This is a genomic window from Paenibacillus montaniterrae (assembly GCF_018403185.1).
In the GTDB taxonomy this organism is placed as follows: domain Bacteria; phylum Bacillota; class Bacilli; order Paenibacillales; family Paenibacillaceae; genus Pristimantibacillus; species Pristimantibacillus montaniterrae.
Map to the genome: position 1 here is coordinate 24,550 of NZ_BOSE01000007.1, position 12,164 is coordinate 36,713.

Here is a 12,164-nt window from a genome sequence, read left to right on the forward strand (position 1 = left end):
AGCGCTACGGAGCAATGCATCCTTCAGTCGCTTTTTAAATCGTAATGCTCTTATTTGAATTTATAAGGTAGCATTACGATGTTAAAGGCGACCCACTTCGTTTTCCGGATACTTTGCTCCTCCGCTGTAGCTTTTTTTGAGTGTTGGACCAAGAAGATGGCACGATACTAGAAGGCGAGGAGCGCAGCGTAGGCCATTAGCTACGTGAGCACCTACAACGTTTCCGTAGGAAACATACTTCGGAAGCATACTTTTTCGGTAGCGTGACATATTCGACGTCGAGTAATCCCCCACGCAACACATCGTCATCAAAGTCATGTTTTTTAAACTTCACCTTCCAAATCAAGGTTTAAAAAGCAGGGCTTTCAGGACCAAGAAGATGGCACGATACTAGAAGGCGAGGAGCGAAGCGTAGGCACTAGCTACGTGAGCACCTACAATGTTTCCGTAGGAAACATACTTCGGAAGCATACTTTTTCGGTAGCGTGACATATTCGACGTCGAGTAATCCCTCACGCAACACATCGTCATCAAAGTCATGTTTTTTAAACTTCCTCTTAAAGAAATGGAATGACGGCGCTGCTGCTCTTTCCCTCTACTGCCTGCTGAAGCGGTATCGTTTTACCCTCGAAGCTGAGCTCCTTAATCGGAACGAGGCTGTGCACGACAAATTTGCGCGTTTGCCAGGTTGGACGATAGCTGTCGTGCAGCTTTTGCTCGGTAATGCTCAAGCGCTGCTGCTGCAGCTCGATCGTGCCTGCTACCTCATACGCAGCCGCAACCTTATAGGCAGGCTGTTCATACAGATGCGGCTTAATGCCAAGCCACTGCTCAGCCTGCTTTGCCTCTAAAGCATCACTGCCCTCCGCTGACTCATTGCTTGCAGCTTGACTTTCCACCTGCTCATTGCTTGAAGCCTGGCCTTCCGCTTGCTCGATGCCTACAGCATGATCAAACTCGAGATTAAACGTTTTACCATCATCTTCATATAACCGATAGCGCAGCTTTTGCTGCTCGCCATCGAGATAGATATGATAGATAATTTGCTCAGCTGCGTGCTCGGTTGATTGACGCACATTTTCCTCAAAGCGCACGCTATTGGCGCGGATGTATAGCGGAATTTTATGCAGATCGGCGCTTGCTGCGATGACCTGCCCGCCGTCTATGCAGGTATCGCTCCAGTAGTCAAACCAGCGTCCAGGCGGCAGCAGCACGGTGCGGCTGTGATGATCGGGCCGCAGAATCGGCGCTACGAGAACATTGTCGCCAAACATAAATTGATCGGTGATCGACTCCGCAGCTGCAAGAGTCGGAAACTCAAGAAACATCGGACGCATGATCGGCAGCCCTGTACGTGCCGCCTCCTCCGCCAGTGTATACAGCTGCGGCAGCCAACGGTAGCGCAGCTCAATCGCTTCCCGAACCGCTGCTTCGAACCTCTCGCCGAATACCCACGGCTCCTGACGCGCGCTTTTCAGCTCGCTATGATTGCGGAAGTAAGGAGTAAACACTGCTGCCTGCGTCCAGCGCACCAGCAGCTCGCCTTGCGCATCATGCGCGAAGCCGCCAACATCGGCGCCGCAGAACGGCACGCCGGACAGCCCCAGGTTCAAGCACATTGGAATCAGCATTTGCAAATGCTCCCAAAAGCTGCGGTTGTCGCCCGTCCAAACCATGCCGTAGCGTTGAATGCCAGCATAGCCGGAACGGGTTAATACGAATGGGCGCTCCTGCAGCGACTGCAGCAGTCCTTCATAGGTCGCCTTGCTCATCGTCAAGCCATATACATTGTGCAGCTCGCGATGCGTTTTGCGTGCTCCTCTGCCTTCATGGGCATGCAATATATGCAAATCCATCGTTTTCGACTCATTAAATACCGACGGCTCGTTCATATCATTCCAAATGCCCGCTACTCCCTGCTTAATAAGCCAATCCTGCTTCTCGCCCCACCAGCGCCGCACCTGCTCGCTCGTAAAGTCGGGAAATGCGCTATCGCCAGGCCATACAGGACCGATAAAGCTTGCACCATGCTCATCCTCGCAGAAATAACGCCGCTTCGCCCCTTCATCATAAACATGATAGCCTTCATCCTGCTTCACGCCCGGGTCAACAATCGTCACAATGCGAACTCCCTGCTGCTGCAAGGAACGGTTCATCTCGGCAAACTGCGGGAAGCGCTGCTGATCAACCGTAAAGACGCGATAGCCGTCCATATAGTGAATATCGAGATAAATCGCATCAAGCGGAATTTGCTTGTCGCGGAACGTCTCTGCAAGCTGCCGCACCTCCGCCTCGCTTTGATAGCTGTAGCGAGATTGATGATAGCCGAGCGACCATTTCGGCGGCAGAGGCGCATAGCCGGTTAGCTCGCGATACTGCGCAAGCACTTCCCTCGCATTTGGACCAGCCAGCAAATAATAATCGAGATCGCCGCTCTCTGCGCCAAACGTCATATAATCAGGATGGCGCATATCGAAATAAGACTGCGATGTATTATCGAACAGCAGCCCGTAGGCTCGCTGCTCATCTATCGCCAAATAATAAGGAATCGACACATATAGCGCATTCGTTTCCTGATTATGAGGAGCGTACACATCGGTGTTCCACATCAGCAGCTTCTCGCCTTTTTTGTTGAGAAAGCCCGCTTTTTCGCCAAAGCCGTAGAAGCGCTCCGCTGGCGTAGACTGCTTGGTGCAGCGAACCCCTCCAGAAGGCGTCACGCCCATCCCGTCAACGGGCTCGTCAACAATAAGCGCGCCAGTCTGGACATCGAAAAAGCTGATGCTGAACGGCTGATGTGAGACAACGACTTTTACATTTGCCGTTTGAATAATCGTCTGCTGCTCAAGCTGCTCGATGTGAAGCGAGCAAGGCTGCGGCTGAAGCACAACCCCGTAGCTTTCAAAAATTAATGCTGCGCCTGCCGGACGATGCAGCAGGCGAATGATAGAATCTGTATAAACGACAGCATAGATTTCAGCATGCTGACATTGAAAATGAATGCTTCTCCCAAGCGTATTAACCTGCTTGACATTGCCAGGAGCCGTTATCGGCTCGATCTGTTCAGCTTCAAAATGCTCAGGATGTATTGATAGACTAGTTTCCAATGCTGGTTGTCTCCTCTCCAATTCTCTTTATCTGTTTAGCCCTTCGTTGCCCCGTCAGCAAGGCCCGAAATCAGGTAGCGCTGCAGGAACAAGAAGACAATGGCAATTGGCACGGCAATAAGCACTGCGCCCGCTGCGAATCTCGTAAAATTGTTGGCAAACTTGTCATTAATAAAGTTGAACAAGCCGAGCGCCAACGTGAATTTTTCCGGACTGCGCAAAATAATGCGCGGCAGCAAAAAGTCCATAAACGGAGACATAAAATTAAATAGTGCGACCACTGCAATAATTGGCTTGGCAAGCGGCAGTAAAATTTGAAAGAATATTCGAAAATGACCTGCTCCATCAATTTTCGCCGACTCATCCAAATCGCGCGGGATCGTATCGAAATAGCCTTTAACCAAAAAGGCGTTCATCGGAAGTCCGCCGCCGATATAAATGATGACCAGCCCCCATAAGGAATCAAGCAGCCCAACTGTATTGAGCAGCAAGTAAATGGCCACCATCCCCATCAACACGGGAAACATTTGCAGCAGCAGGAAGGAATAGATGCCATACTTTCTTCCTACAAACTCATAGCGCGAAAAGGCAAATGCCACAAAGGCTACGACCACAACGGAAGCGATCGATGTAATCGTCGCAACAAACAATGTGTTTTTGTACCAAAGCAAATAGTTGCTGCTTGGATCATTAAACAGCCAGTTGTAATGGACGAACGACCAATTTTCAGGAATGAGGCTGGAGCTGAACAAGCTGCTGCCTGGATTCAAGGACAAGCTGATCGTCCACAGCAGAGGATAGGAAATAATGAGAAACATTAACAGCACGATCAAATAAATGCCTGTTAGCTCCAAGCGATTTTTTAGCGTTTTTCTCATTTAGAACATCTTCTCCTCTCTGAACGAGCGGCTTCTGCGGAATTGAAGCAGTGCCAGAATCGCAACAATAACCCCCATAATAATCGAAATCACAGCTGCCATTTTGTAATTGTTGTTTTCAAAGGTGAGCTTGTATACCCACGAAATCAAAATGTCGGTGCCGCCGGCCATCTGTCCGCGAACAGGAGGTCCTCCCTCATTGAACAAGTAGATGACATTGAAATTGTTGAAGTTGCCCGCATACTGCATGATGAGCAGCGGTGCTGTTGCATACATCACATGCGGCAGCGTAATATGTCTGAACTTATCCCAGCGACTGCCGCCATCGACCTCGGCCGCTTCATACCAGTCCTTCGAAACGCTTTGCAGCACACCGCTGAACAAAGCAAATACGAATGGGAAGCCAAGCCATACTTGAATCATAATAATGCTGATTCTCGACCAGGTCGGATCGCTCAGCCACGGAATGGAGATGCCAAACGGAGCCAGCAGCTCACGGTTAATCGCGCCAAAGCCATCATTAAACATCGCCGCAAAAATAAGAATCGTAACAAAGGACGGAACCGCCCACGGCAAAATAAAAATCGTGCGGATCAGCTTTTTAAACTTCACTCTGGCATCATTAACCATAACGGCAAGCCCCATCGCCACTGCAATTTGCAGCGTAGTGGAGACGAATGTCCAAATAATCGTCCATGACAGTACGGAAATCAGGCTCGATCTCCAGCTCGGATCAGTAAACAGCACAGTAAAGTTTTCAAAGCCTACCCAGTCGAGCAGCTTCGCTGGCGGCGAATTGTACATATTGTAGTTGGTGAACGCGAGCGCGATCATAAACACCAGCGGAAAAATAACGACAAAGGTTAATATAAACAAGCCCGGCAGCACCATAAAATACGGGAAGCCGCGATCCCAGGTCAAACGTGCGCCTTCCGACACACTGGGAAACTTGAAGCCCTGCTTCAGCTTGCTCGCATCCTTGTAGGCATCGATCAAATTGTAAACATAAAATACTGCCAAAAAGAGGGTGACTAGGACGCTTAACAAGCCCTGAACGAGCAAGCTTCTTGAATCATCCTCCATGGGGATTGTACCTAATGTATAAATGCCCCAGAAGCCAATGTTCATGAAGTCATACAGCAATCCCAGCATGGCAAACGATAAAACAAGAAATAATATCCCCTTGATCCATCTGCGATTGTAAAGCTGACCAAGCCCCGGCAATATGGAGAGCAGCACTGCTGCAATCGGCTTATGCGACGAGAATCGACGGTCAGCGGTCATTTCTGATTGTGGTTTCAAGTTCACACCTTCTTTGTTAAAGCGGAAGATGCTGTTGCATCCCCCGCTTCATGTAATTATTGATTGGCGCCAGCCATTTTAATTAAATCTTGAATTTGCGTTACAGCTTCATCCATAACTTCCTGTACGTCCTGGCCTTCGCTAATGAATTTCAGCGCATTGGCCATTGGGTCCCATACATGAGACAGCTCAGCAACGTTAGGGAAAGGCTTGCCGTATTTCGTTTGCTCCGTAAAGCCGACAACAAGCGGATCCTCTGTAATTGCCGGATCCTCTAGCGCTTTCAGATTCGGCGGCATTTCTCCCGTTGCTTTGAACCATTCAAGCGAGTTTTCCGCATTCGTCAGGAACACTGCCAGGTCAGTTGCCCAGTAAGCATTTTGCGAGAATGCAGACAGCATCCAGCCCTTCACGCCGATAAAGGATTGCGGATGATTGCCGTTTTCCAGCACTGGAAGCGGAGCCACCGCCAAATTGTCGCCCAACTGAGCGCGATGATCGGTAATCGCCCACGGGCCGTTAATAACAGCCGCTACTTTGCCTTCATTGAACAAGCCGCCTACGACGTCGCCGTTGACGCCTTTAGGCAGGTAGCCTTTGTCAAACCAGCTTTGAATCAATTTTGCGCCTTCAACTGCGCCTTGCTGGTTAAAGCCGATATCAGAAATATCAAAGCCGTTGCCATCCTCCTTGAAGATGTAGCCGCCGCTGCCGCCCATAAATGCCCAAGCGAAGTAGAAGTCTGTCGCATTAAATAAAAAGCCGTATTGATCCTTGCTTGCATCCGTTTGTTCCTCAGCAATTTTCTCCAGCTCGGCGATCGTTTTCGGAGCTTCCGGAATTAACGCTTTGTTATAAAGCAGCGCATAGGTCTCTACAACAAACGGCATGCCGTACAGATTTCCGTCATAGCTCAATGCGCCAAGCGTATCCTCTGTAAAGTTTGCGCGCACCTCATCGCTAATTTCGATTGGTTGAACAAGCCCTTGTACCGACAGGCTGCCGATCCCTGGCTGATAGAACAGATCAGGACCGTTGCCAGCCGGACCGTCAAGCGACAACGCTTGAATTTGGTCATTCATCGCAATTGGCGTAATTTTAACTGCAATGCCTGTTTGCTCGGTATAACGCTTTGTAATCGTTTCCAAGGCAGCTAGTTTTTCAGCATTATCATCTGCCCAAATTTTCAACTCAGCCGGCTTTTCTGGCTGGTTTGCTGTTTCATCCGTGCCTTCCGGTGTGCTGCTCGGCGTATTGGTCGCCTGATTGGTCGATTGATTCGTGCCTTGGTTCGTATTGCCGCCATTGCTGCGATCAGGGCCGCAGGCAGACAGCATCGTTGTAGCCAAAATCGTTGTCATTGCAAACGCTAGTATACGTTTTGTTTTCAATGTAAATCCTCCCTTGGTTTAGGACGCGCTGTCCTCGGAGTTCTCAGACACGCCCTTGCTATCATTTTCATGTTCAGCGTCTCTCTAATTTGCCGCAGCTGCGGCACTCATTCACCCTTGTTTAACCACCCTGTTGTTTCTCTTACCTTCAATTCGACAGGCAACACCACCTTTCGAGAGTAGTGGGAGCTGTTTTCGATCTGATGAAACAGCAGCTGCGCCGCAGCGATCCCTTTTACGACAATATTTTGCGAAACCGTCGTAAGCGGCGGACTCGTAAACGCTGTCATATACAAATCATCGAAGCCAACGACCGATATGTCCTGCGGCACGTTAACGCCTCGCTCCTTCAGGCCTTTAAGAATACCGATCGCGGCAATATCGGAAAATGAGAAGATTGCCGTAACATCGGAATGCTTCTCCAGCCAGCCCGCCGCCTCTTGTCCCCCCTCGGCCGAGGTCGGAAGCTGAATCATAAGCGAGGAGTCATACGGAATTCCCGCTTCCTCCAACGCAAGCCGATAGCCATTCCAGCGCTCATGAAGCACGCCGTATTGATGAATGCGCTCAAGCGGGATGTCGCCGATATGGACGGCAATGTTGCGATGGTTCAGCTCAAGCAAATGCTTGGTTGCCAGCCAGCCGCCAAGCCTGTCATCGAGCGAAACCTGGTACAAATCCGGATTCATCAAATAATTATCAACAAAAACGAACGGAATATTGAGCGCCAGCACCTTCTCTATCGCCGAGGATTGCTCGCCAGCTCCAACAATAATCAAGCCGTCAAGCTGTCTTTCCTTCACAAACTCGAAGCTTTCCTCCGCTTCATCAAACCCGGATAAAATAATGTGAAAATCTCGTTCACGCGCGTACTCCTCCACCCCTGACAGCAAATCCCAATAGAATGGGTTATCCTTAAGCCGTCCAGGCTTAACAGTAGGCACGACCAGCCCGATCAAGCCGGATCGTTTCGTTTTCAAATTGCGTGCCAACAAATTTGGGGCGTAGCCGAGCTCGTCAATCGCCTTGCGAACCCTTTTCTCTGTCAACGTAGAAACTCTGCCTTTGCCATTAATCACATTGGACACGGTTGCAATCGAAACCTTGGCAAGCTGCGCGACATCGATGATGTTAATTTCCTGTTTCATAGCTACTCCTCAGTTTAATGGTTAAAGGTTTAATCATATATCGCAGTCATTGGTTAAACCTTTAATCAAATCATAGCAGCTGATTAAAACATCGTCAATATGCTTATTAAAAAATATTTACTTGGCTCATTTTCAATCGGTTCATCTCGATTGATCACACTTCTATCCTGCTTCAAGTACATAGCGGCCTCGACTTTCTATAACCATTTGATATACTATAGTTGAATTCAATAAAATCATCTTTTTAGTTGACCAAGGACGGTACCTAAAATGGACTATAGACGATTCTTTTTAACTAGTTTATTCATAGCAGTAGTCGGATGGTTAACTATATATTTACTATCACCTGTACTCTTTTTTCCAATTGTGTTGCTCATTCCATATCTATTTCTCGATATTATGCCTCGCATCAGTTTAGTCTTCGCTGTTATTGTGTTCTTCATGTCCAAAAAATGGTTTTCCGTCGAACGTGCGCTATCCCTTCTTCTTATTATGCCAATTATGCTTACAGCAGTTATTCCATTTTTCCGTGAAAAAATAAATTTGTATAAAACACCTACCACTACTTTAATACGCTCTTATTTTAAAACGTTTGAGTACTCTCAACCTAAGGTCCTTGATCTTTCAGATCCTTTTACTACTTTCGACAATCAAAATAAAACGTTGGAGATAAATATACGCTTAATCCCTGATTGGCTCAGTTATGATTTAGACATCTATAGAGAGAGAAACTACGGCTTTGACGATGAATCTTTTGCAAAATTTTTTATGAATCAATTAAAGCTTAATTATGTTGGCCGTACTGAACGCATAAATGAGTTTAATCTCAAAGCTGATCATATTATTGTTCATGGCTATTGGGGAGATGAGTTAATAGTTGAGGTTTATTATACGAAAATAAATGATGAGTATATCGTTACTGAGCCCTATCCCAATCTGAAATTAATAGTGGAAAATGGCGAGGGATTCTTGTTGTATCAGCATGACGGCAGCATAACGAAATTAAAAGTTTATGAGAATAAAGAAACGAATTCTTATCTCGAATTTAATTTACATGATTGAAATGTGCAGTAGGAAGCTGCCAAAGCAAAAGGAGCAGGCGTTGGAGGAATACAATCCTCTAACGCCTGCTCCCGGCTATTCATTCTACTGCTCTGAGCCGTCCAGAAAATGATCGATAAAGAATTGAAGCTGATACTCCAGGCTTAGCGGATCATTGAAATAAAACGCTTTGGCATCGGCTGTAAATACGCGGTTGTTTTTTACAGCATCAATGCTTTTATAGGTTTCGGTTTCCAGGAAGGAGTTGTCCTCTGCCTCATCCTTGCTGTAAATGACGTAATCGCCCATATAGTCGCCCATTACCTCAAAGGAAAGCGCCAGGTAGCCATCAGTTTGCGTCGCTTCTTCAACCTTCTCAGGCAGCTTCAAGCCCATTTCACCATACAAAATTTCGGTTCCTCGGCCAAAATTGTAGCCGTAGACATAGAGCTGCTTATTGAACATTTCGATGACCGATACGGTTGCGTCATCTCCTACCTTGGCTCTAATGTTTTCTCCAGCCTCGCTTGCTCTTGCCTGGAAATCCTCTGCCCATGCTTTGGCTTCCGCTTCCTTGTTGAGCAGCTTGCCAATTTCAATATGCTGCTGCAAATAATCCAGCTTGCCGTACGTATAGGTTACCGTTGGCGCGATTTCATTAAGCTTGTCGAGATTGCTAATATTGCTTTGCCCAATAATCAAATCAGGCTGCAGCGCCAAAATTTTCTCAAGACTTTCATCACTTACTACCTCAACATCCTTTAGCTGCTCGGCAAAATTAGGATTATCCTTCGCCATCTGGTCCACTCCTACTAGCGGAACGTCCAGCAGCATCACATTGCCCGTTAAAAATCTTGTTAGCACGACGACACGCTGCGGATTTTTTGGAACCGTGACCGGGCCATTTTCCGATTCATATACAAAGGTATCCTCAGACTGCGAAGCACCTGGGCTGTTGGCATTTGCTCCAGAATTCTCGGAGCTGGTAGTGGTCCCGCCGCAGGCAGTCAGCAGTAAAGTTAATAGTAAAGCAATTGGCAAAAGCTTATTCATCAGGTCAGTCTCCTTTAATGATTATGATTCTCATTATTAATTACAGTCTCATTATAGTAGGCTGCCTAACAGTAAGCCATGTCTTTTTGTTCGATATTCACATTGTACAATTGTTTTCAAATAGCTTAACCGCTCTTCTTAGCTGATATTGAATAGAAACAGGATTGTACGGTATCCAGTCATTTTGATCAAGCATAAAGGCTTGTCCGTTCTGAACGGCCGGCAAGCTTTGCCATATGTCGCTTTGAACAATGGAATCGGCATGTGCTGTCGAGCCCTCCTCATCGGGGAAGACAATGACGAGCATTTTGTCGCCGGCAAACAGCGGCAGCTCGCTTAACGCAATCGAAAGGGAATGAAATTTGTGCCCGTGCCGCTCAAGCTGCTGCCGAATCCGCTCTGGAGGGGCCAAGCCTAACGAGTGATAAATAACGTAGCCTGCATTTCTTGCGCCATAGACGAGCAGCTGCTGCGGCTTAATAACGACAATCGAAACTACCGCATGCATGGCATCCGTTTGACTGATCAGCTGCCTCGCTGCTGCTTCCTCCCGCTCAAATTCGGCCAGCCAGCGCTCGGCTCGCTCGCTTTCCTGAACGATGTTTGCAATATAGCGGAAATGCTCCTTCCACCCCATATCCATCCAGGAAACCGTAACAACAGGCGCTATAATTCTAAGCCGCTCGGCATTAAATTCAAGATGTGCAGAGGAGGGATCGGAGGCGATAATCAGCTCGGTTTTACTTTCTAGCAGCGCCCGCTTTAATTGCTCGGCTGAGCAGTCATCACTCATTAAGCGCATCGTTTGCGGAACCGACAACTCGCTGGAGCTTATATATTCACTGCTGTCGGCGATTGACACAGTTGGCTCTACCCCGAGCAGCATAAGATGACTCGCATACGGCGGAATCAGCACCGCAACTCGCTTGGAAAACTGTGCAGCATAATTGGACGGAGAGATGCCCGTATGCTGCTTAAAGCGGCGACTCAAATAAAACTCATCCTTGTAGCCAGTTTTAATGGCAACCTCTCTTAACGTTTCTTTGCCCTGCAGCAACAGCTCCATCGCATGATGAACACGCAGAGTGGTCATATAGTGGTTGGGCGAATATCCTGTTAGCTGCTTAAAGGCTACAGAATAGTGCGAGCTGCTGATGCCCGTCGCCGCGGCAAGCTGCTCACGGGAAATTTTTTCGCGAAACTGCTGCTCCATATAGCGCACGCTTTGCTCCAGGCTCCACAATTCAGTCTCGCCTTTTTCCGAATGCTCGAGACATTGCAGCAGCTCGTAAAGCATTTCGTGGAAAATCAGTTGATTTTTAATATGTCGCAGCTCTTCGACAGGCAAGCGGTGAATGTACAGCTGTTGAGCAAACTCAATGAATTTTGCTCCTGCGTCAATATAAGCTTCTTTACTGAGCGACGTAATTTTGCTTTGCCGCTGCAGGCTGCCCGCTGCCTTATTCGTCTGTATAACAGGAGCTACGCCTACGGCATAGCACTGGAGCAGACTGTTGCTGCTGGACTTGATAGATACGCCAGAGCCTTCTGGCAGCAGCAACAGCTTCCCTTTCTGCAGCGAATAGCTTCTTCCTTCGACAACGGCCTCACCTTGGCCGCCAGCGACAGCCAGGAGCAAGGTTGTGCCAGGCTCCTCCGGAACAGAGAGCTGCAAACTGCCATAACAAGCATCAATAGTTGTCAAGCTATATGCGGCAAAATAAGACTCCAGCCATTCCGAGCCCGTTCCCATACTTTACTGCCTCCATCTCATTGTCAAACTTTTCGCCTATGAATATTTGCCCTATCTACTGGAAATTCATGCACTTCTGCCAGCTGCTGAACAAAGCATATATCCGCAGGAGAAAATGAGAACTCGGGCAGCTGCTCAAGCTCGACCCACTGATAGCTGTCATGGTCGCTTAAAACAATCGTACCGCCAACGTATTTTGCCTTATAGGCTTTCAGCAAAATATGCAAGCTGCCATCGACATGCTCGCTAGCCGCAAAAAATTGATACGGCTCAATATCAATGGACATTTCCTCGCGCAGCTCTCTAATCAGGCATTGCTCGCCCGTTTCGCCGGCCTCGATCTTACCGCCCGGAAACTCCCACATGCCCTCCTGCGCCTTCCCCTTTTTGCGTCTGGCAATCAAAATTTGCCCGTGCTCATTTTCGATAATGGCGGCCGCCACCTCCAGCATGCCAATCACTCCTAGCCAATTGTGTATAGAACGAATCCA

Annotated in this window: 9 protein-coding genes; 1 reads left to right on the forward strand and 8 read right to left on the reverse strand. The window is 48.0% G+C overall.

Annotated elements, in window-relative coordinates; all coding sequences use genetic code 11:
• Nucleotides 1-557: 557 nt before the first annotated feature.
• From KJS52_RS17425 to KJS52_RS17445, 5 genes are all read right to left on the reverse strand, one after another.
• Nucleotides 558-3,107 (reverse strand): glycoside hydrolase family 31 protein, encoded by a 2,550-nt coding sequence (locus KJS52_RS17425; RefSeq protein ID WP_213517673.1) that lies wholly within the window; start codon nucleotides 3,105-3,107, stop codon nucleotides 558-560.
• A 35-nt stretch (nucleotides 3,108-3,142) separates the two neighbouring features.
• Nucleotides 3,143-3,985 carry a sugar ABC transporter permease gene (locus tag KJS52_RS17430; RefSeq protein ID WP_213517675.1) on the reverse strand — a complete coding sequence of 281 codons (843 nt, stop codon included), beginning with the start codon at nucleotides 3,983-3,985 and terminating at the stop codon, nucleotides 3,143-3,145.
• Nucleotides 3,986-5,269, reverse strand: a complete 1,284-nt coding sequence (locus KJS52_RS17435) for a sugar ABC transporter permease (protein WP_213518245.1) — start codon at nucleotides 5,267-5,269, stop codon at nucleotides 3,986-3,988.
• Nucleotides 5,270-5,343: 74 nt separating this feature from the next.
• The gene (locus KJS52_RS17440) at nucleotides 5,344-6,678 is read right to left on the reverse strand and encodes an extracellular solute-binding protein (RefSeq protein ID WP_246563690.1); all 1,335 of its coding nucleotides are present in this window, start codon (nucleotides 6,676-6,678) and stop codon (nucleotides 5,344-5,346) included.
• Between the two features lie 107 nt (nucleotides 6,679-6,785).
• A complete protein-coding gene (locus KJS52_RS17445; protein ID WP_213517677.1) occupies nucleotides 6,786-7,826 on the reverse strand; it encodes a LacI family DNA-binding transcriptional regulator in 1,041 nt (346 codons plus the stop codon).
• 441 nt (nucleotides 7,827-8,267) lie between these two features.
• Between KJS52_RS17445 and KJS52_RS17450 the strand changes: the two genes are divergently transcribed.
• On the forward strand, nucleotides 8,268-8,888 hold the full coding sequence (locus tag KJS52_RS17450; RefSeq protein ID WP_213517679.1) for a hypothetical protein: 621 nt from the start codon (nucleotides 8,268-8,270) through the stop codon (nucleotides 8,886-8,888).
• Between the two features lie 84 nt (nucleotides 8,889-8,972).
• Here the strand turns inward: KJS52_RS17450 and KJS52_RS17455 are convergent, their stop codons facing one another.
• The 3 genes from KJS52_RS17455 to KJS52_RS17465 form a co-directional block, all read right to left on the reverse strand.
• A complete protein-coding gene (locus tag KJS52_RS17455) occupies nucleotides 8,973-9,920 on the reverse strand; it encodes an iron-hydroxamate ABC transporter substrate-binding protein (RefSeq protein ID WP_213517681.1) in 948 nt (315 codons plus the stop codon).
• Nucleotides 9,921-10,017: 97 nt separating this feature from the next.
• Nucleotides 10,018-11,673, reverse strand: a complete 1,656-nt coding sequence (locus tag KJS52_RS17460; RefSeq protein ID WP_213517682.1) for a helix-turn-helix domain-containing protein — start codon at nucleotides 11,671-11,673, stop codon at nucleotides 10,018-10,020.
• Nucleotides 11,674-11,696: 23 nt separating this feature from the next.
• A complete protein-coding gene (locus KJS52_RS17465) occupies nucleotides 11,697-12,125 on the reverse strand; it encodes a (deoxy)nucleoside triphosphate pyrophosphohydrolase (RefSeq protein ID WP_213517684.1) in 429 nt (142 codons plus the stop codon).
• Between the last annotated feature and the right edge of the window lie 39 nt (nucleotides 12,126-12,164).

Excerpts from the sequence above, each read along its gene's own strand:
- KJS52_RS17430 (WP_213517675.1), bottom strand. The coding sequence starts at position 3,985 with ATGAGAAAAACGCTAAAAAATCGCTTGGAGCTAACAGGCATTTATTTG.
- KJS52_RS17435 (WP_213518245.1), bottom strand. The coding sequence starts at position 5,269 with ATGACCGCTGACCGTCGATTCTCGTCGCATAAGCCGATTGCAGCAGTG.
- KJS52_RS17445 (WP_213517677.1), bottom strand. The coding sequence starts at position 7,826 with ATGAAACAGGAAATTAACATCATCGATGTCGCGCAGCTTGCCAAGGTT.
- KJS52_RS17450 (WP_213517679.1), top strand. The coding sequence starts at position 8,268 with ATGTCCAAAAAATGGTTTTCCGTCGAACGTGCGCTATCCCTTCTTCTT.
- KJS52_RS17455 (WP_213517681.1), bottom strand. The coding sequence starts at position 9,920 with ATGAATAAGCTTTTGCCAATTGCTTTACTATTAACTTTACTGCTGACT.
- KJS52_RS17460 (WP_213517682.1), bottom strand. The coding sequence starts at position 11,673 with ATGGGAACGGGCTCGGAATGGCTGGAGTCTTATTTTGCCGCATATAGC.
- KJS52_RS17465 (WP_213517684.1), bottom strand. The coding sequence starts at position 12,125 with ATGCTGGAGGTGGCGGCCGCCATTATCGAAAATGAGCACGGGCAAATT.